An 18,724-nucleotide genomic window follows, 5' to 3' on the forward strand; every position below is an offset into this window, starting at 1 on the left:
CCACCAGTATTCTTTTACCCAACGATTAAGTTAGTGACTGCGGGCAAGATGCTTCGCTGCGCTCTGCATGACGGCCTATTATCCTCAGCTACCTCGCCCTTACCGCATGCCCCAACCCTGGATTCGCTCCCCGCGCTACGATGGCCTGCTCATCCTCGCGCCGCCGTTTCTGGCGCTGCTGGTGGTGCTTGGGCTGCCCGCTTCCTACCGCCACTCGGCCGCTATGCCGCTGCTGGCCTGGGTGGCGCTGGTGGTGCTCATTGATGTGGCCCACGTCTACGGCACGCTGTTCCAGACCTACTTCGACCCCGTGCGGCGGCGGCAGCGGTGCACGCTGCTGTGGGTGGTGCCGATGGCCTGCTACGCGGCGGGCGTGGCCCTGCACAGCCTGGGCGGGCTGGTGTTCTGGCGGGCGCTGGCGTATCTGGCGGTGTTTCACTTCATCCGACAGCAGTATGGGTTTCTGCGGATTTATAGCCGGCACGATGCGCCCGCGCCGGGCCGCTGGCTGGCCACGGCCCTGATTTATTACGCCACCATTTACCCGCTGCTGTACTGGCACTTCTCGCCGGGGCGCAATTTCAACTGGTTTGTCGAGGGGGATTTTATCCAAATCGACTGGCCTCTTGGCCGTACCATCGCCACGGTGCTTTATGGGGGGTTGATTACGGCTTACGCGGCCCGCGAAAGCTGGCGCTGGTGGCGCACCCGCACTTTCAATGTGCCCCGCAACCTGTTGCTGGGCGGCACGCTGGTGTCGTGGTACGTGGGCATTGTGCTCTTCAATGGCGACCTGGTTTTCACGCTGCTCAACGTGGTTTCGCACGGCATTCCCTACTTGGCGCTAGTGTGGGCAGGCGGGCCAAAACCCTCCCAGGCAACGCCCGCGCCGCGCCGTGGTGCCTGGGCCGGGCGTTACGGCCTGGCCGTTTTCATTGGGGCCGTGGTGCTTTTCGCTTTTCTCGAAGAAGGCCTTTGGGATGGGCTGGTATGGCGCGAGCACGGCGCGGTGTTCGGCTGGTTTCAGCACTTGCCCACCATTGCCAGCCCCGCGCAGCTGATGTGGCTGGTGCCGCTGCTGGCGCTGCCGCAGTCCACGCACTACGTGCTGGATGGGTTTATCTGGCGTCGACAGAAGTAGCTTGGACTCTGCGAGTCCAAGCTACGGCTACTTCACAATTACCAATTCCACGCGGCGATTGAGGCGGCGGGTTTCTTCGCGGTCGTTGCCGTATTTTGGTTTCGAGCCGCCGAAACCCACGGTGGTGATGCGACTTTCGGCCACGCCGCGGCCCACGAGGTAGCGCTTCACCTCGGCCACCCGGTCTTCGGAAAGCTGCTGGTTTTTATCGGCCGGGCCCACGTTGTCAGTGTGGCCCTCGAGGCGCACTTCGGTGGCGGGTGCGGCTTGCAGGGCAATGGCGAGGCGGTTGAGCTCAGTGTAGGCTGAGCCGAGCAGGGTGGCCTTGCCCTGGGTGAAAATGATGCTGGGCAGGTCCACCTTGGCCCCCACGGCGGCAGGCAGCAGCAGGATGTCGCGCCGGGGCGAGCCGGCGGCTACCAGCGTGTCGCCCATCGTGAGCAGGCCCGCGCCGTTGGCCGAGAGGTAGTATTTACCCGGCAGCAGCGACATCTGGTAGTTGCCCTGATTGTCGGCCGTGCTGGTGGCCAGAAATTGCGGGCTGGTTTTGCTGGTGCCCAGCAGGTTGGCCTTCACCAGCGCCCCCGGCACCGGCTGCTTGGTGCGCGAATCCAGCACCCGCCCGCTCAGGAAAGCCCGGCCGGAGTTCTCGTTGGCCTCGGCCACCACGGCGGGCTTGGGCAGTGAGTCGGCGGGCACGGCGCGGCCCGTGCGCCAGATATCCTTGGTGCCGTTGGGCGTGGTTGAGGACGAGTAGTATGCCGTTTTGCCATCCGGTGTGAGGCTCAGGTAGGCGTTAAAGCCGGGGCCATTCAGGGCCGGGCCGAGGTTGCGCGGTTCGCTCCACTTGCTCCAGCTGTCATCGAGCCGCTGGCTCACGAACATATCGGCCGAGCCGTAGCCCATGTGCCCGTAGGACGCGAAATACAGCGTTTTGCCATCGGGCGTGAGCCAAGGCGCAAAGTCGAAACCGGGCGAGTTCAGCACCGGGCCCAGGCTTTTGGGCTCGGTGTAGCTGCCGCTGCCGTCGGGACGGCTCAGGTAAATATCGTTGCCGCCTTCGGAGTCGCCGCGCTCCAGGGAGAGCAGCAGCGTCTGTCCATCGGCCGACATGAAAAAGCCCGTGCCCGTCACCGCCGAGTAGAAATTGGCAATGCGCAGGGCCTCGGGGCGGGTGGTTTTGGGGGTAGCGCCGGGGGCCACGGCGGCAGCCTGCGCCACCCGGCTCAGGCCCTCGTCACGGAAGGTGCCGTCGCGCTCGTAGATGCCGCGCACGATGAGTATCTGGCCGCCCGTGCCGGTGGTGGCTTCCACGGCGTTGTTCTGGGGGGTGTTCAGGCCGTCGAGGCGGGTGGGTGCGCCCCAGGTTTTGCCCTGGTCGGGGCTCTGGCTCAGCCAGGCATCGCCGGAGTCGGTGTTGCCTTCGGTGTTGCCGGCAAACTTGGTGCGGGCGAAGTACAGTGTCTTGCCATCGGGGCTGAGCACGGGGTGCACCTCGTTGCCGGGCGAGTTCACGCTTCCCGCCAGCGGCTGCGGCGGGCCGAAGGGCGACGGCCCTTCCAGCACGTTCAGGCGCAGCCGGAACAGGTGCCACTGCTGGCTGGCGCGGCCGTTATTCTTTTGGGCCACCACGGGCGTGCCGTTGAATTTATCCGAAGCCGCCAGCGCGGCGCAACGGGCTTCGCTGCGGTTTTCGAGCTGAAAGCTGCCCGCCGGGCCGGCCGGCACCAGCCGCCACTGCTGCTGCTCGCTACCCTGGAAGGGGCGTTGCACCAGGCCCATATTTTCGCCGGGCTTATCCACGGTGAGGCACTGGGAGCTGTGGCGGGCTTCGATGCGGTAATATTCGCTACCGGCCCGGATGGGCACGAAGCGCCACTGCTGGCTGTTGGCGTGCGTGAATTCCCACTGTACTGCTGCTGCGCCGCTGGCCGTGCTGGCGCTGGCAATGTCGAGGCAACGCCCGCTGCCCCGGTCAATCAGCCCGTAGTAGGCCCGCTCATCGGGCACGAACGGCGTTTGGGCGGAGGCGAAAAGGGGCAGCAGGAACAGCAGCGACAGAAATCGGAACATCATGGGGGGCGCGCATAAAAGCAGCACGCATGGTTGAACTACGCAAAAGAACGGCGAAACGGCGGAGTATGGCGGCCCGCCGCCTGCGCTACCGCCGCCCTGCCTATCCCGACAACGATGGACCGCCGTTGGCAGTACACGTACTTCAAACTCATTTCAGCGGCTGAATTCCCCCGCTTGCTCCCGTTTTTTATGCGCAAAGGCACCCAAGTTTCCTGGAAATACGGCACCGGCTCGGCCACCGGCAAAATTGAATCGGTGCATAAAGAGCCCATCAGTCGCACCATCAAGGGCAGTGTCATCCACCGCAATGGCTCGGCTACGGACCCCGCTTTCGTCATCGTGCAGGAAAATGGCGACCGGGTGCTCAAGCTCAAAAGCGAAGTGAAAGTCGCCAGCTAGCGTCGCAACACACCGGGGTGCTCGTTATTGGCATTGCCATCCAGCACAACGGGCACGCCATTGAGCGTGAAGCGGCGGCGCACGTTTTTGCCGCAGTTGCAGCAGTCTCCGGCGTCGCTCGGACCGGTTTGCAGCTCTATGTTGCCGAGGTCGTACGTGCGGTTGAGGGCCGGCAGCACAAAGCGGTAGTTGGACGCTGCCAAAGCAGTCTGGGAAGCGCCGGGCGGCCTTCCAAGCCCGGCCAGCGTACGCAGGCTGATGAGGCCCCGGTAGAAATTAAGTCCGTCGCGCGTTTGCCGCACCGTATCGGTGGGGGCATTGAAGCCGGGGGCGGCAAAGCGCACCGCGTATCCTCCGTCGATTTCGGCCTTGCGAAACCCAGCCTGCAAGCTGTCGCGGTCAAAAACCACCACGATGTCATCCGTAAAGGGACTGCACGGGGGGCAGTCCACGCCCTCGCACTTTTCGCCGCACCCGCCCAAGGCAGCCAATAGCGGAATGATACCGGTATAAGTAGCGAAACGAATGTTCATGGCAAAGCAAACTGAGTAGGAGTTGCGAAGGTGACCGCCAAACGACTGGCGGGGTTGCCAAAGGTGTACAAAAAAGTCCCGCCGATTCGCACCGGCGGGACTTTTCACTTTAGCAGTAAGCCGCTGGCCTACCGGTTGTGCACATCGGGTTTGATGAAGGCTTCTTCCTCCATCTCGGTAGGCACCACCACCACGCCCTTCTGGAGCATGGAGTTTTTCTTGCCGTAGAGGAAGTATACGATAAAGCCGAGCAGCATCCAGCCCAGGGCCAGTTTCAGGGTGTTCGAGTCGAGGGCCAGAATCATGAGCGTGCAGATGGCCGCGCCCAGGATGGGCACCAGCGGGAAGCTAGCCGACGAGAGCGGCGAGCGGAACGGCCGGGGCTGGTCCGGGTCCGACTTGCGCATGAGCCACACGCCGATGCTCACTAGCACGAAGGCCAGCAGCGTGCCGAACGAGGTCAAATCGCCGGCTACCGAGCCGGGCACGAAGGCTGCGAACGCGCCCACGAACACCAGCAGCGCCAGGTTCGATTTGTAGGGGGTGTTGAAGCGGGGGTGCAGGTCGGAGAAGGCTTTGGGCATGAGGCCGTCCTTCGCCATGGAGAAGAACACGCGGCTCTGACCCATGAGCATCACCAGAATTACGGAGGAGAAGCCGAGCAGAATGGCCACCGTCACGGCCGTGCCGAGCCACTCGTAGCCGGGCATGTGCGCCTTGATGGCATAGGTCACCGAAGCCTCGCCGCCCAGAGCCGGGTCGGCAAATTCGCGCCAGTTGGCCACCCCCGTCAGCACGTGGCCGAACAGGATGTAGAGCACCGTGCACACCGCCAGCGAGCCCAGGATACCGATGGGCATGTCGCGCTTGGGGTTTTTGGCTTCCTGCGCAGCCGTGCTCACGGCATCGAACCCGATGAAGGCAAAGAACACAATGGCCGCACCGCCGAGGATACCGCCCCAGCCGTGCTTGTTCCAGGCAGTATACTCGCGCACGATAACGCCAGCGGCGTTTTTAACGGGCGGAGCGTTTTCGGGAATCAGGTAGGGCGTGTGGTTGGCGGGGTTGATGAACTGCCAACCCACAGCGATGAACACCAGCACGATGGCCACTTTCAGCACCACCACTACAGCATTGAACATGGCCGATTCCTGCGTGCCCTTGATGAGCAGCAGCGACAGCATCACGATGATGAACAGGGCCGGTAGGTTGATGAGGCCGTGCTCCAGCGTGCCGTTCACCACCGCGCTTTCGAAGGGCGAGTGGCTGAGATTATACGGCATACTGGTCCCAAACACCTGCAAAAGCTTGTTCAGGTATTCGCTCCAGGCAATGCTGACGGTGGCCGCGCCCAGCGCGTATTCCATAATCAGCGCCCAGCCGATAACCCAGGCCACAAATTCGCCCATGGTGGTGTAGGCGTAGGTGTAGGCCGAGCCGGCAATGGGAATCATGGCCGCGAACTCGGCGTAGCACAAGCCGGCAAACACGCAGCCGATGGCGGCCACGATGAAAGCCAGCGTCACGCCCGGGCCGGAGGCCTGAGCGGCGGCGGCGGCGGTGCGCACAAACAGGCCCGCCCCGATGATGGCGCCCACGCCCAGGGCCACGAGGTTGCCCGCGCCCAGCGTCCGTTGCAGCGTGCCGTGCCCGGTCGAGTTGGCCTCGCCCAGCAGCACAGACAGGGGTTTTTTGGCGAAAATACTTGCCATGTGTTAGGTGTAAAGAGGGAAGAAGTTTGAAATAAATGAAGGAATTAAAAATCCCCGTCCGGCCCATTGAGCAATGAAAATGCTCCCAAGCGCTTGTGGCGGAGCCGAAATATAGGCAGCATTTTGCCACCGCCGGGGCGCTGGCCCTGCGCCGCGCCGGTTTTGCGCCCCGGCCCGCGCCCAAAATCCCGTCCTTAAACCTAGTCCGACACGGTACATCCAACCTGCTGGCACTACTTTCGCTCCCCTATCAGCAAATCTCTCCAACTACCATGAAAAAGCTCCTCCTTATCCTCGCCGCCAGCACGGCCACCGCCGGCACCGCCTTTGCACAGGCCCCTGCTGCCGCTACCGGCCTGGCCCAGGCCGGCACCGCCGCCCCCGACCAGCTGGCCCAGCGCCGCGCCCAGTACCTGGGCAAAGAGCTCGGCCTCACAGCCGACCAGCAAACCCGCCTGGCCCCCATCCTCATGGCCCAGCGCCAGCAGCTGCAGCTGCTGCGCGAGCAGCGCACCACCGGCGGCCGCAAGCTGGGCACCGCCCAAGACCTGAAAGCCAACGAAGCCCGCACCGATGAGCAGATTAAAACGGTGCTCACCCCGGAGCAATTCACCAAGTTTGCGCAGATGCGCGACGAGCAGCGCGAGAAAATGCGCGAGCACCGCGCCGCCGGTGCCAACGCCCCGGCCGGCCAGTCCGAATAAGGCAGCGCCTTCTCACCACCCAATTTTGCTTATCCCCACCATGAGAAAGCTCCTTTTGCTGCTTGCTACGGTAGCCGCCACCGCCGGTCTTGGCTTCGCCCAAGCCCCCGCCGCCCAAAAGATGCCCACCCGCGCCGGCCTCCCGGAAACGCCGGCCCAGACGGCCAAGCGCGCCACCCAGTACCTCACCAAGGAGCTGGGCCTTTCGGCCACCCAGCAGGCCAGGTTGGAGCCCATTATGCGGGACCAGAACCAAGCCCTGCTGGCCATGCGCTCCAAGGCGCAGACCGGCCGCCTCCGGCCCGGTATGGGCCCGGATTTGAAAGCTACCCTCGCTAAGTACGACACCCAGATTAAGGGCGTCCTCACCCCCGGCCAGTATACCAAGTACACCAGGATGCAGGATGCGGAGCGCAACAAGGTAATGAAGCATCTCGCTGAACAGGGCATGGCAATGCCTACCGCCCGGTAAATTCGGCCGGTTCCGTACACAAAAAGCGCCTGTTCATCGATTGATGCGGGGCCTTTTGGGCGCTTGGCCTTTCGTGGCACACCGCTTGCAATTACCCTGGCAAGCAACTAAAGCGGCCTGTGCTGCCAGTAGCTTTCCCCGCAACCACCCTCTTCATTCTTTACGCTAATCATGAAAAAGAACCTGTTGCTGCTCGCCGCCCTCGCTTTCGCTACCGCCGGCACCAGCTTTGCCCAAACGGCCGTGAAAACCACCGGCACCGACGCCAATCAGACTGCCCGCCACTACGCCAAAGGCAAGCAGGGCCCGAAAGACCCCGCCAAGATGGCCGACCACAAAGCCGGCAAAATGGCCAAAGAGCTCGGCCTCAATGCCGACCAAGAGGCCAAAGTAGAGCAATTGATGCTGGCCCGCCAGCAGGAAATGACGGCCCTCAAAACCAAGTACGGCACCGACCGAAACGCCGGCCGCACCGAAATGAAAGCCGCCCACGACCGCTACGAGGCCCAGCTCAAAACCATCCTCACGCCGGAGCAATACGCCAAGATGGACAAGATGAAAGCCGAGCACCACGGCGGTCATGGCAAAGGCCACGACGGCGGCAAAATGAAAATGAAGGCCAAAGCCTAATTATTTTCTGCCTCGTCAGTAAGCAAAAAGCCCCGCTCAAATTGAGCGGGGCTTTTTGCTTACTGACAAAATTGATTACCGTACCACGGCTAGCCGTTGGGACTGGCTCCCCGCTTTCCCCTCTGCCACTACCTGATATACACCCACCGGCAAGTGGCTCAGGTCAACGGAAGGGGCGTTGGCCGGCAACTCTACCTGGAGCTGCAGCTGGCCCAGGGCATTGTACACCTTCACCCGCTGCACCGGCAGCACCGATGAAATGGTTACCCGTCCCGCCGTGGGGTTGGGGTACACAGCTAGGCCACTTTTCACTGGCTGGTTAGACTGGCTGGCCAGTAAGGTTCCCGTGAAGCGGGCCGTTGCATTATTAGCGGTGTAGTAGCCGCCTGCCCAAATATTTGTTGGGCTTTGAATTACTAGGGCATCGTGATAATTAACATTCTCGATTGTCCGCCAGGTAGCGCCGTTATCGGTGCTTACGGCGCTGCCTCTGGGGTCGGTTGGGCTATAAGTGTGGCTGGATGGACCGACGCTCAAATACGCCCCCAGCACCCCGGGCAACGCCTGAATCACGCCGTAGCGCATGGGGCCGCTGGGAGTAGTCAAGGTCCACGTCTGGCCCCCGTCGGCAGTCACGGATACCTGATTTCCGTTGCCCGCGTAAGCCAGGCCATGTAGAGGGTCCGAAAAGCTAACGCCGCGGATGGGCAAACCCACTGTCGCCGCACTCCAGGTATGGCCGGCGTCGGTGCTGCGCAGGATGCTGCCCAAGTGGGTTGGTATCCAGACGTTGTTACCTAACAAAACACAATCTAGAGCATAATCGCCGGCGGCTAGTGTTGGGGCGCCCACAAGGGGCTGCCAGCTGCTGCCACCATCGGTGGTATGATATAGCGGCAAGGTGTTCGAAGTCCCGGAAAAAGTGATTCCAACCCCAGTGGTTGAGTTGAAAAACCGGACAAAGCGCAGATTTTCCGACACTGCATTAGGCGGCAGCACGGTCAGGGCGGCGCTGCCTGTTGTCGTACGCAGCAGCGAGGTCACGAGGATATTCGGATTAGCGGCTGTCGGATTACCTATCAAGAGCCAGGCATGTTGGGCATCTACGGCCCACACATCCCAAACAGATGTTCCGCCTACTCCATTGCTAGTATAAGATGCCACTACCTGATGCTGCCACGTCAGCCCATTGTCAGGCGTGGTGTAAAGCTCCGAGGTAGTGGTAAGATACCCAAACCCCCCGGACAAATACGTTCTCACGCCCCACACTGCGCCCGCCACAGGTACACGTAGTATAGTGCTTTCCGGTATGGCGTACGCAACCCAGGGCATACTGGGCAGTGTCCAGCCGTTTTGGGCTTGGGCTGACAGGCCCAAAAGCAGGCATATACCCGTTGCGGGTATCCGTAGAAACTTCATCATAAATCGCAGGAAATGTGGAAATAATTATTCCAAAAGTATTGAAAAAACTGGAGTTCCCTTCCCATCTGGCTGGTGCTTTTTTGGTGCTTTATCTGGGCGGGCCTGCCCGCTGCTATTCGGCCGCTTGCTTATATTTGACCAAACCACCCGGCTTCCAAACCACCCCACCCCATGCCTCCCCTCCCCAGTAGCACGGCCTCGGCCGTGCAAATCCAGCAGTTTTACGACAAGGGCCTGGCCCACGCCAGCTACGCTGTGCGCTGCGGCCGCCAAGTCGCCATCATCGACCCGGCCCGCGACCCCCAGCCCTACTACGATTTCGCCGACGAGCACGAGGCCCGCATCATCGCCGTGATTGAGACGCACCCGCACGCCGATTTCGTGTCGTCGCACCTGGAAATTGCCGAAGAAACCGAGGCCACCATCTACTGCAGCAAGCTGGTGGGGGCCAAATACCCGCACAAGAATTTCGACGACGGCGACCGCATCAAGCTGGGCAGCTACGAGCTGCACGCCATCAACACGCCCGGCCACTCGCCCGACAGCATCAGCGTCCTGCTCATGGATGAGCTGGCCCAGAGCCGCGCCGTATTCACCGGCGACACGCTGTTTGTGGGCGACGTGGGCCGGCCCGACCTGCGCGAAGACGAGGCCGTGGGCGGCCACAAGCGCGAGGAACTGGCTGCGCAGATGTATAAAAGCACCCGCAACAAGCTCATGACCCTGCCCGGCAGCACCAAGGTGTACCCCGCCCACGGCCCCGGCTCGCTCTGCGGCAAAACCACCAGCCTAGACCTTGACTCCACCATTGCCAAGGAGCTGAAAACTAACTACGCCCTGCAACCCATGTCGCAGGACGAATTCATCAAAGTCCTGCTCGAAGACCAGCCCTTCGTGCCCAAGTATTTCGGCCACGACGTGGCCCTGAACAAGCAGGGCGCGCCCAGCTTTGAGGACAGCATTCGGGCGGTGCCGCACCCGGGCAGCGACGCGGCGCTGGAGCCCGGCGTGCTACTCATCGACACGCGGCCGGCGGCAAAATTCCGGGCCGGTCACCTACCGGGGGCCATCAACCTGCAGGATGGCGGCAAGTTTGAAACCTGGCTGGGCTCGGTAGTGGGCCCCAAAGAGCCCTTCTACCTGCTGGCCGATTCCAAAATCGCGCTGGACACTGTCATCCGCAAAACCGCCAAAATCGGCTACGAGGGCAACATCAAAGGCGCGCTACTGGCCCCCACGGCCCTGCCCGCCACCTCCCCCGCCGTGGACGTAGCCGCGGTGCGCGAGCACCCCGAAGCCTTCACCATCGTGGATATCCGCAACCGGACGGAGGCCAAAACGCCGGTATTCGACAACGCGCTGGTCATCCCGCTGCCCGAGCTGCGCGAGCGCGCCCACGAGATTCCGACCGATAAGCCCATCCTCATTCACTGCGCGGGCGGCTACCGCTCGGCGGCCGGGGCCAGCATTGTGCAGCAGGCTTTGCCAGGTGTAGAGGTGCTGGATTTGGGCGAGGCGATTACGGATTTCCAGAAGCAGGCAGCGCATTAGTAACCGCTGGCCTTGTGTAAAAAGAACGTCATGCTGAGCGCAGTGGAAGCATGACGTTCTACTTTTCATGGGACTCACCCAACCGCCCTCAGTCCACCACCGCTTCCTCCGGCACTTCCGCCACCGGCGCGGCTTTCGGCTTCTGGCTCACCAGCCACACGCCCAGGAAAATGAGCGCCGCCTGCCCGGCCTTGGCCAGCGTGAAATGGTCTTTGCCCAGGGCCACGGCGATGAGCACGGCCAGCACCGGCTGCAGGTAGATATACACGCCCAGCAGGGCCGGCGAGGCGTATTTCAGCGCCCAGTTATTGAGCAGGTAGGCCAGGATGGTGAGGAACACCACCATGTAGCCGATTTCGAGCCAGATTTTGAGGGGGAAGCTGGCGTAGTTGGCCGTCAGCGCCTCGCGCCAGCCGAAGGGCACGGCCACGATGGCCCCCACCAGAAACACCCGCGCCAGCACCGTAAACGCGTGGTACTTGCGCATGAGCGGCTGCACCAGCACCAGGTAGAGGCCAAACACGGTGGCATTGGCCAGGATGAACAGGTTGCCCAGCGTGGCGTGCGGGTAGATGGCCGCCTGCGCGTTGCGGCTGAGGATGAGCGAGGCCGCACCCGCCGCGCCCACGGCAATGCCCAGCACGCGCGGCAGCGTAATCTTCTCGCTCAATAAAATAGCTGAGGCGATGACCACCACGATGGGCGCGATGGTTTGCAGCAGCGAGGCGCTGATGGGCGAAGTCAGGTTCAGCCCCGAAAAAAACAGCAACTGATTGACTCCAATCCCACAGATGCCACAGATGATGGACCGCCGGTTATCGGCCCAGCCGATGATTTTGTCCTGCGGGGCCACGAAGTATTTCACCAGCGCAAAGAAGCTGGAGGCCCCCAGCACCCGTAGCGTCACGATGCCAAACGGCGTCATGTAGAGCGGCATCACGTCTTTGGAAAGCGAATAGTTGGCCGCGTAGATGACTGTGACGACGAAGAGGGCCGCGTGGACGCGGAATTGATTGGGCATAACCGGGAAGAGTAGCGCGAACTTTGTAGTTCGCGTTTCGCGCCGTCTGAACCACGACGGGCGGGAATCGTTCTAAAACGCGAACTACAAAGTTCGCGCTACTTCCGCGCTACTTCGCTCCCCCATGTCCTCCCTCTTTCCCGACGACGAACCCGCCGCCTTCACCCCCGCCGCCGCGCCCAGCGCCGACGCCCCCCTCGCCGAGCGCCAGCGCCCCCGCCGCCTGGCCGACTACGCCGGCCAGCAGCACCTGGTGGGCGAAACCGGCGTGTTGCGCCGCTACCTCAACTCGGGCCGACTGCCCAGCCTCATCCTCTGGGGGCCGCCCGGCGTGGGCAAAACTACCCTGGCCCACCTGCTGGCCTCGGAGCTGAAGCAGCCGTTTTCGGCCCTCTCCGCCATTAATGCCGGCGTGAAGGACGTGCGCGACGTGATTGAAAAAGCCAAGCGCCAACGCGGCACGGTGTTGTTTATTGATGAAATCCACCGCTTTAGCAAGGCCCAGCAGGATGCGCTGCTGGGCGCGGTGGAGCACGGCACCGTCACGCTCATTGGGGCGACGACGGAGAATCCATCCTTTGAGGTCATCCCGGCTTTGCTCTCGCGCTGCCAGGTGTATGTGCTGGAGGCATTGAGCGCGGACACCCTGCGCGGGCTGGTGCAAAAAGCCCTGACCGAGGACGCTGCCCTGAAGCAAAAAAAGGTGAAGCTAAAGGAAGACCACGCCCTGCTGGCCCTCTCCGGTGGCGACGCCCGCAAGCTGCTCAACCTGCTCGAAATCGTGGTGCAAAGCACGCCGCCTGACAAAAAAGGCGTCATCGAAATCACCGATGCGGTGGTGCAAACCGTGGCCCAGCGCCCCCTGGCCCGCTACGACAAGGGCGGCGAAATGCACTACGACGTGATTTCGGCCTTCATCAAATCCATGCGCGGCTCGGACCCCAACGCCGCCCTTTACTACCTGGCCGTGATGCTGGAAGGCGGCGAAGACGTGAAGTTCATCGCCCGCCGCATGCTCATTCTGGCCTCCGAAGACATCGGCAATGCCAACCCCAACGCCCTGATGCTGGCCACGAGCTGCTTCCAGGCCTGCACCGTCATCGGCCTGCCCGAATCGGATTTGATTCTGGCCCAGACCGTCATCTACCTCGCCACATCGCCCAAAAGCAACGCTGCCTACATGGCCATCCGCGCCGCCCAGGCCGAAGTGAAGGCCAACGGCGTGTACCCCGTGCCGGTGCCCCTGCGCAACGCCCCCACCCGCCTCATGAAACAGCTCGGCTACGGCAAAGAGTACGCCTACTCGCACAACGGCGAGGGCAATTTTGAGGAGCAGGAGTTTCTGCCCGATGCCCTGAGCGGCACCCGCTTCTACGCGCCGGGCCACAACGCCAGCGAGGCCAAAATCCAGGAGCGCCTGCGCGGCTGGTGGGGCGAGAAATACGGGTATTAGGGTTTCGAATGCCCCGGTCCGACCGGTTGTCGTTGGGGTAGCTCGGGTATCGGTGGTACTTCAACCGGTCAGACCGCCCTAGGCGGTCCGACCGGCCACGCTTCGCACGCCGGCCCCGATACTTCAAACACCTTTCCCGCCCTTACAAACAGTCTGCCCGGTCCTTCGAACGCCCTTTCCGGCGCTTCAAACACCTCCCCCGGCCTTACGAACGGTCGAGCCGCGGCTTCGAACACCTTCGCCGCCGTTACGAACACCTTTCCCGACCTTTCGAACGGTCTTGCCGCCGTTACGAACACCTTTGCCGAGGTCGGCAAGACTGTTCGTAACGGCGGCAAGACCGTTCGAAACGCTCCCCCGGCCCATTGCACCGCGCCCTTGCCCCTGCGCACCCCTCCCCGGCGGCGGCGCACCGGCCCCCGGCGGTTCCGCACGGCTCCCCCGGGACTTTTCATCGCTCCCCCGCGTTTTCGCATCGTTCCCCCGGGCCTTCGCATCGTTCCCCCGTGTCTTCCCACCGGTGGGAAAGCGCGGGGGAGCGGTGCGAAACCCCGGGGGAAAGCCAAACGGCCCGCGCCGCCTACTTTTGCTTGCTCTCACCTAGTCTGCAACCATGCGTCAGTTTCTTAAATACGTCCTCGCCACCATCGTGGGGCTTGTGACCTTCGCCTTCCTCGGATTTTTCCTGCTGGCCATCTTCATCGGGGCCACGGTGAGCAGCGCCAACGGCCCCAAGGAAACCGTGGCCAACTCGGTGCTGGAGCTCAAGCTCAACGAGCCGCTCAATGAGCGCGGGCGCGAAGGGCGCTTCGGCGGCTTTGGCGGGGGCGGCAGTACGGGGCTGGTCGAGTTGAAAGAGGCCATTCACCGGGCCAAGGGCGACGACGACATCAAGGGCATTCTGCTGAATTTGGGCATCGTGCAGGGCGGCATGGCCTCGCTGGAGGAAGTGCGCAACGCGTTGCTCGACTTCAAAAAGAGCGGCAAATTCGTGGTGGCCTACCACGAAATCGCGTCCGAAAAGAGCTTCTACCTCTCTTCGATGGCCAATGAAATCTACCTCAACCCCCAGGGCACGCTCGAATTCAACGGCCTGAGCTCGGAGGTGCTGTTTTATAAGCGCCTTTTCGATAAGGCCGGCATTCAGCCCTACATTTTCCGGGTGGGCTCCTTCAAAAGTGCCGTGGAGCCGTTTTTTCGGGAGAATTTCTCTGATTCGGCCCGCTACCAGACGGTGTCGTTCCTGAACTCCATCAACGGCTACATGATTGGCGAGGTGGCCAAAACCCGGGGCATCAACCCGGCTCGCCTCAAGGTAATTTCGGACTCGATGCTGGTGCACAACGCCCCCGATGCCCTGCGCCTGCACCTCGTCACCAAACTCGGCTACTTCGATGAGGTGCAGGACTACATGCGCCGCAAGCTGGACCTGGCCAAAAACAAAAAACCCAGCCTGGTAAGCCTGTCCGACTACACCGACCACGACAACGGCGTGGACGAGCGCGAAGGCAAAACCAGCGGCCGCCGCATCGCCGTGATTTACGCCGAGGGCGACATCGTGACCGGCAAGGGCTCCGACGACAACATCGGCAGCACCAAGTTCGCCGAAGCCATCCGCAAGGCCCGGCTCGACGACCGGGTGAAGGCCGTGGTGCTGCGCATCAACTCGCCGGGCGGCTCCTCGCTGGCCTCCGACATCATCTACCGCGAGGTGCTGCTAACCAAGAAAGTAAAGCCGATTATCGCCAGCATGAGCGACGTGGCGGCTTCCGGCGGCTACTACATTGCCATGGCCTGTGATACCATCGTGGCCCATCCGAACACCATCACGGGCTCCATTGGCGTGTTTGGCGTGCTGCCCAACATCCAGCCCATGCTGGCCGACAAGCTCGGTATCACCGTGGACCGCGTGACGACGGGCAAGTTTTCGGACCTGCCCACCATCACCCGCCCGCTCACGGAATTTGAAAAACGCACCTTGCAGGAAGAAGTAAATCGCATCTACGCCGACTTCACCAGCAAAGCCGCCAAAGGCCGTCACATGCCCGTGGAGCGCCTGCGTCGCCTGGCCTCGGGCCGCGTCTGGAGCGGTATCGAAGCCAAAAACAACGGCCTCGTGGACGTGCTCGGCGACTACCAGGACGCGCTGAAAATTGCCGCCGCCCGCGCCCACCTCCAGCCCGACGACTACCGCGTGCAGCGCCTGCCCCGCCAGAAATCGGCGCTGGAGGACTTCATCTCCACGTTCACCGACGACGATGATGCCGCCAAAACCCGCGCCATCAAGGCCGAGCTGGGGCCGCTGTACCCCGCCTACGCCCAGTACCAGCAGCTCATGCAGATGCGCGGCGTACAGGCCCGCCTGCCGTACACGCTGGATATCCAGTAGCACGGCCAGCCGCTAGCGACCATCCATCAAAAAAGGCTTGCCCGTTGGGGCAAGCCTTTTTTATTTCAGGCTTCAGCCCTGCTCTACGGCTGCTTTTTGCCGTAGAATTTCCAGATGGTGCCCGCCTGCACCACGCCGCCCGAGTACACGTAGCAGTAGATGCTGTCGCCCGAGGTTTCCAGCTGTAGCGCGTTTCGAAGAGAGAAAAACGAGGCGTTTTTTCGTTCGGGCGCGTGGCCCATCCAAGCCCGGGGAGAAGTATAGCTACCCAGCTGATAGTCAAAATCACCGTTGAACAGGTGCAGTCGGCTCGGGCTCACCACCGTCAGGGGCATGGTTGTGTCCCTAACCACGGTGGTAAAGTTGTTGCCGGAATAGTTCATCCGGTAGAGCCGGCCCCGGTAGTTGCCCACCGCCGATGACATCACACTGGCCGGAGCCCCGCCAGCGGTTATCTCCACTACCTGGCTGGTAGTATCGGTGCCTTCGGCCGAGGATGCGGCCAGGCGAATCCGGACTTTTTTGCTGTAGGTATCGAACGCGTGCGATGGGGTCGCGCCTGTGGAAGTCGTGCCGTCGCCCCAGGTCCACAAAAAATCCGTCGCATCGGTCGACTGGTTGGTGACCTGCAACGAGACGTTCGCGCCGATTGAAGCCGGGGCGCTGAAGCGGGCCACGGGCTTGGCGGCCGTAGTGTCTTTTTTGCAAGAGCCGGCCAGCAACGCAAGCAGCAGTAAGCTGTAGTTTATTTGTTTCATTGGAAAGATTTGTTTCATTGGAAAGAAAGGAAGTGGTTAGGTCTAACGTGGTAAACGAGCACCAAGTCGAAAGTAATATAGCTTCGCTGCTCATGAACGAATTTTGCTTTTCGTAATTACCCGATACTTCCCTTACCCCATCGCATGCAACACCTCCGCGAAGCCGCCACCTACATCAACGCCAACTCCCAGGCCTTCCAGCCCGAAACGGGCATCATCCTCGGCACCGGGCTGGGCGCGCTGGCCAAGGAGGTCGATGTCGAATACGAAATCAACTACGCCGACATTCCGCACTTCCCCCTTAGCACCGTAGAAAGCCACGCCGGCCGGCTACTGCTGGGCCGCATGGGCGGTAAGAAAGTGGCGGTGCTGCAAGGCCGTTTCCACTACTACGAGGGCTACACCATGCAGCAGGTGGCCATGCCTGTGCGCGTGCTCAAGCTGCTCGGCATTGCCCGCCTGCTGGTGAGTAACGCCGCTGGCGGCCTGAACCCCGATTTCAACATTGCGGATTTGATGTTGATTGACGACCACATCAACCTGCAGCCCACCAACCCGCTAATCGGGGCCAACCTGGACGAAATGGGCCCGCGCTTCCCGGATATGTTCGCGCCCTACGACGCCGACCTGCTCCGCCGGGCCGAAGCCGCTGCCCAGGCGCTGGGCCAGGCCGGCACCACCCGGCGCGGCGTGTACGCCAGCGTGCCCGGCCCCATGCTCGAAACCCCGGCCGAATACCGCTACCTGCGCACCATCGGGGCCGATGCCGTGGGCATGAGCACGGTGCCGGAAGTAATTGCCGCCCGCCACCTGGGCCTGCCGGTGCTGGCGGTGTCGGTCATCACCGACCTCTGCGCACCCGGCCACCTCAAGCCCGTAGTGCTGGCCGATATCTTCGCCGCCGCCGCCGCAGCCGAGCCCCGGCTCACGGCGCTGATAAAGGCGGTGGTGGCAGGCTTGTAGCACATGCTTTAGCTTGTGCAGTGCCAGGCAAAAAACAACGAGGCCCGGATGGTATATCCGGGCCTCGTTGTTTGAGATATCACTTATGAAGCAGCTTACACTTACGGCTGGGCCGAGAACGTGCGCTCTTCAACCGCGCCGGTTTTATTCGTGAAGGTGTAGCGCAGCTCAGTGGCCGTGAGGGCGGCCACGGCATATTCGTTGCTGGTGCCCTTGTTGTCGGTGAGGTGCAGCACGGTGTTGTTGGTCATCAGCATCCAGGTGCCGGGGTAGGTGGTGCCGTCGGCCAATAGCTTCTGGGTGTAGGTGCCGTCGGTGCGGAAGGTGAGCGAGTACTGGTCCTTGATGCCCGAGCCAGTGCCGGTGACCTGACCGGCTTGTTTGATTTGGTCGAGGCGCCAACTGCCGGTGGTCAGCTGCTGGGTAGAGGCGGTGGCGGTGGGCTGCGGCGTGGTGGCCGAGTCTTTTTTGCAGCTGCCGAGGCTCAGGGTAAGCAGGGCCAGGGCGAGAACGGGGTAACGGAGCTTGTGCATGAGAAGAAAGGAAATTGGGTTAGGAATGAACAGTAGATGATGCCCCGGTCTGAATGGTTGCCTGGGACAGTTTCTATTTTTTCCTGGCTCCTTACTTCGAGATAATCTTCTGGGCCGTGGTACCGCTCAGCACCCCAAAAATACCGATGCCGCCCTGCACGTTGCCGTAGATGGCGGAGGGCTGGGCGAAAGGGTTGCCGTTGGCCTGCCGCGCATCGCGCACCGACTGCCGGAAGCGGAACATGGCCCGCTCAGTATGGTAGAGCGTGGCCGTGACGGTATCGCCGGGATAGAAGCGGTAGCTGGTGCCCAGCACAAATTCCTGGCCGTTGAGCAGCCGGTCCTCTACCGACATATCCTGTTCCGGGCTTTTGAGGAGCGCGCCCTTGGCTGGGTTGCCCTTGTGCAGCTGCAGGCGGTAGCAGTCATCGAGCGGGGCCGGGTCACGGAAGCTGGTGAGGAAAAGCGCCTTGCGCTCGGAGCCGGTTTTGTCGTTGAACTGGTAGCTCACCGAATCGATGGGCACGGGGGCCAGCATGGTGGTGGTGGCGGTGGCGTGGCGGCCTTTGGTGTCTACCACGTCGAGCTTGAACACGTCGCCGGCCTTGGCCACCAGCGGGTCGCGGCCGATGTGGGAGTGGAATTTCACGCCCGAAGTGGTATCAATCAACGCCCGGTAATTGGGGTTGAAGGCCAGCGGCACCAGCGTGCCGTTGGGCATGGTGAGCGTGACGGTGACATCGGTGGGCACCTGCGGCAGCACGGCGCTGATGTACGGCACCGATGTGGTGACGGCCAGCTCCGGCACCTTGCCCGGCTGCAGATAGCATTCCACCACCAAATCGGAGGAGAAGGCCGGCAGCGGCACGTTGATGTCGTTTTGCAGCTTGCCGCAGCCGGCCAGCGCCAGCCCAATTATCGCCAGCGCCCCAAACGTGCTTCTGTTGATTGAAATCGACATAAAACC

Annotated in this window: 17 protein-coding genes; 9 read left to right on the top strand and 8 right to left on the bottom strand. The window is 62.3% G+C overall.

Translation table 11 applies throughout. The features are described 5' to 3' along the window. Positions 1-106 precede the first annotated feature (106 nt). On the top strand, positions 107-1,141 hold the full coding sequence (locus ACYU70_RS05535) for a hypothetical protein (RefSeq protein ID WP_342298721.1): 1,035 nt from the start codon (positions 107-109) through the stop codon (positions 1,139-1,141). A 27-nt stretch (positions 1,142-1,168) separates the two neighbouring features. Here the strand turns inward: ACYU70_RS05535 and ACYU70_RS05540 are convergent, their stop codons facing one another. Continuing rightward, the gene (locus tag ACYU70_RS05540) at positions 1,169-3,217 is read right to left on the bottom strand and encodes an RICIN domain-containing protein (protein ID WP_342298722.1); all 2,049 of its coding nucleotides are present in this window, start codon (positions 3,215-3,217) and stop codon (positions 1,169-1,171) included. A 189-nt stretch (positions 3,218-3,406) separates the two neighbouring features. Between ACYU70_RS05540 and ACYU70_RS05545 the strand changes: the two genes are divergently transcribed. After that, positions 3,407-3,616 carry a hypervirulence associated TUDOR domain-containing protein gene (locus ACYU70_RS05545; protein WP_342298724.1) on the top strand — a complete coding sequence of 70 codons (210 nt, stop codon included), beginning with the start codon at positions 3,407-3,409 and terminating at the stop codon, positions 3,614-3,616. Here the strand turns inward: ACYU70_RS05545 and ACYU70_RS05550 are convergent. Together ACYU70_RS05550 and ACYU70_RS05555 are read right to left on the bottom strand one after the other, a co-directional pair. Continuing rightward, positions 3,613-4,149: a hypothetical protein gene (locus ACYU70_RS05550; RefSeq protein ID WP_342298726.1), complete on the bottom strand. Its 537-nt coding sequence runs from the start codon at positions 4,147-4,149 to the stop codon at positions 3,613-3,615. The genes ACYU70_RS05545 and ACYU70_RS05550 overlap by 4 nt on opposite strands. Before the next feature lie 128 nt (positions 4,150-4,277). Then, positions 4,278-5,861: an amino acid permease gene (locus ACYU70_RS05555; RefSeq protein WP_342298729.1), complete on the bottom strand. Its 1,584-nt coding sequence runs from the start codon at positions 5,859-5,861 to the stop codon at positions 4,278-4,280. A gap of 272 nt (positions 5,862-6,133) precedes the next feature. Between ACYU70_RS05555 and ACYU70_RS05560 the strand changes: the two genes are divergently transcribed. From ACYU70_RS05560 to ACYU70_RS05570, 3 genes are all read left to right on the top strand, one after another. After that, positions 6,134-6,565, top strand: a complete 432-nt coding sequence (locus tag ACYU70_RS05560) for a hypothetical protein (RefSeq protein WP_342298732.1) — start codon at positions 6,134-6,136, stop codon at positions 6,563-6,565. A 40-nt stretch (positions 6,566-6,605) separates the two neighbouring features. Next, positions 6,606-7,037 (top strand): hypothetical protein, encoded by a 432-nt coding sequence (locus tag ACYU70_RS05565; RefSeq protein ID WP_342298734.1) that lies wholly within the window; start codon positions 6,606-6,608, stop codon positions 7,035-7,037. A 171-nt stretch (positions 7,038-7,208) separates the two neighbouring features. After that, positions 7,209-7,667 (top strand): hypothetical protein, encoded by a 459-nt coding sequence (locus tag ACYU70_RS05570; RefSeq protein WP_342298737.1) that lies wholly within the window; start codon positions 7,209-7,211, stop codon positions 7,665-7,667. A 75-nt stretch (positions 7,668-7,742) separates the two neighbouring features. Here ACYU70_RS05570 and ACYU70_RS05575 read toward each other — a convergent pair whose 3' ends face one another. Next, positions 7,743-8,711 carry a T9SS type A sorting domain-containing protein gene (locus ACYU70_RS05575; protein ID WP_342298739.1) on the bottom strand — a complete coding sequence of 323 codons (969 nt, stop codon included), beginning with the start codon at positions 8,709-8,711 and terminating at the stop codon, positions 7,743-7,745. 549 nt (positions 8,712-9,260) lie between these two features. On the opposite strand from ACYU70_RS05575, the gene ACYU70_RS05580 reads away from it, so the two are divergent. Next, on the top strand, positions 9,261-10,640 hold the full coding sequence (locus ACYU70_RS05580) for an MBL fold metallo-hydrolase (RefSeq protein ID WP_342298741.1): 1,380 nt from the start codon (positions 9,261-9,263) through the stop codon (positions 10,638-10,640). A gap of 88 nt (positions 10,641-10,728) precedes the next feature. Here the strand turns inward: ACYU70_RS05580 and ACYU70_RS05585 are convergent, their stop codons facing one another. Continuing rightward, positions 10,729-11,661 (bottom strand): DMT family transporter, encoded by a 933-nt coding sequence (locus ACYU70_RS05585; RefSeq protein ID WP_342298743.1) that lies wholly within the window; start codon positions 11,659-11,661, stop codon positions 10,729-10,731. Positions 11,662-11,785: 124 nt separating this feature from the next. On the opposite strand from ACYU70_RS05585, the gene ACYU70_RS05590 reads away from it, so the two are divergent. Continuing rightward, positions 11,786-13,114, top strand: a complete 1,329-nt coding sequence (locus ACYU70_RS05590) for a replication-associated recombination protein A (RefSeq protein WP_342298746.1) — start codon at positions 11,786-11,788, stop codon at positions 13,112-13,114. A gap of 613 nt (positions 13,115-13,727) precedes the next feature. Beyond that, the gene (gene sppA, locus ACYU70_RS05595) at positions 13,728-15,503 is read left to right on the top strand and encodes a signal peptide peptidase SppA (protein WP_342298748.1); all 1,776 of its coding nucleotides are present in this window, start codon (positions 13,728-13,730) and stop codon (positions 15,501-15,503) included. Positions 15,504-15,586: 83 nt separating this feature from the next. Here the strand turns inward: sppA and ACYU70_RS05600 are convergent, their stop codons facing one another. Beyond that, positions 15,587-16,279: a PKD domain-containing protein gene (locus ACYU70_RS05600; protein WP_460615918.1), complete on the bottom strand. Its 693-nt coding sequence runs from the start codon at positions 16,277-16,279 to the stop codon at positions 15,587-15,589. 126 nt (positions 16,280-16,405) lie between these two features. Between ACYU70_RS05600 and ACYU70_RS05605 the strand changes: the two genes are divergently transcribed. Continuing rightward, positions 16,406-17,224 (top strand): purine-nucleoside phosphorylase, encoded by an 819-nt coding sequence (locus tag ACYU70_RS05605; protein ID WP_342298751.1) that lies wholly within the window; start codon positions 16,406-16,408, stop codon positions 17,222-17,224. A gap of 101 nt (positions 17,225-17,325) precedes the next feature. On the opposite strand, the gene ACYU70_RS05610 is transcribed toward ACYU70_RS05605, so the two are convergent. Next, the gene (locus ACYU70_RS05610; protein ID WP_342298752.1) at positions 17,326-17,757 is read right to left on the bottom strand and encodes a lipocalin family protein; all 432 of its coding nucleotides are present in this window, start codon (positions 17,755-17,757) and stop codon (positions 17,326-17,328) included. Between the two features lie 91 nt (positions 17,758-17,848). Then, positions 17,849-18,718 (bottom strand): DUF4249 domain-containing protein, encoded by an 870-nt coding sequence (locus ACYU70_RS05615; protein ID WP_342298754.1) that lies wholly within the window; start codon positions 18,716-18,718, stop codon positions 17,849-17,851. Positions 18,719-18,724: the final 6 nt, after the last annotated feature.

This window comes from Hymenobacter segetis (assembly GCF_054776495.1).

Bases quoted from the DNA above. Each gene is read 5' to 3' on its own strand.
- ACYU70_RS05535 (WP_342298721.1), top strand. From the start codon at position 107: ATGCCCCAACCCTGGATTCGCTCCCCGCGCTACGATGGCCTGCTCATC.
- ACYU70_RS05540 (WP_342298722.1), bottom strand. From the start codon at position 3,217: ATGATGTTCCGATTTCTGTCGCTGCTGTTCCTGCTGCCCCTTTTCGCC.
- ACYU70_RS05545 (WP_342298724.1), top strand. From the start codon at position 3,407: ATGCGCAAAGGCACCCAAGTTTCCTGGAAATACGGCACCGGCTCGGCC.
- ACYU70_RS05550 (WP_342298726.1), bottom strand. From the start codon at position 4,149: ATGAACATTCGTTTCGCTACTTATACCGGTATCATTCCGCTATTGGCT.
- ACYU70_RS05555 (WP_342298729.1), bottom strand. From the start codon at position 5,861: ATGGCAAGTATTTTCGCCAAAAAACCCCTGTCTGTGCTGCTGGGCGAG.
- ACYU70_RS05560 (WP_342298732.1), top strand. From the start codon at position 6,134: ATGAAAAAGCTCCTCCTTATCCTCGCCGCCAGCACGGCCACCGCCGGC.
- ACYU70_RS05565 (WP_342298734.1), top strand. From the start codon at position 6,606: ATGAGAAAGCTCCTTTTGCTGCTTGCTACGGTAGCCGCCACCGCCGGT.
- ACYU70_RS05570 (WP_342298737.1), top strand. From the start codon at position 7,209: ATGAAAAAGAACCTGTTGCTGCTCGCCGCCCTCGCTTTCGCTACCGCC.
- ACYU70_RS05580 (WP_342298741.1), top strand. From the start codon at position 9,261: ATGCCTCCCCTCCCCAGTAGCACGGCCTCGGCCGTGCAAATCCAGCAG.
- ACYU70_RS05585 (WP_342298743.1), bottom strand. From the start codon at position 11,661: ATGCCCAATCAATTCCGCGTCCACGCGGCCCTCTTCGTCGTCACAGTC.
- ACYU70_RS05590 (WP_342298746.1), top strand. From the start codon at position 11,786: ATGTCCTCCCTCTTTCCCGACGACGAACCCGCCGCCTTCACCCCCGCC.
- sppA (WP_342298748.1), top strand. From the start codon at position 13,728: ATGCGTCAGTTTCTTAAATACGTCCTCGCCACCATCGTGGGGCTTGTG.
- ACYU70_RS05600 (WP_460615918.1), bottom strand. From the start codon at position 16,279: ATGAAACAAATCTTTCCAATGAAACAAATAAACTACAGCTTACTGCTG.
- ACYU70_RS05605 (WP_342298751.1), top strand. From the start codon at position 16,406: ATGCAACACCTCCGCGAAGCCGCCACCTACATCAACGCCAACTCCCAG.
- ACYU70_RS05610 (WP_342298752.1), bottom strand. From the start codon at position 17,757: ATGCACAAGCTCCGTTACCCCGTTCTCGCCCTGGCCCTGCTTACCCTG.
- ACYU70_RS05615 (WP_342298754.1), bottom strand. From the start codon at position 18,718: ATGTCGATTTCAATCAACAGAAGCACGTTTGGGGCGCTGGCGATAATT.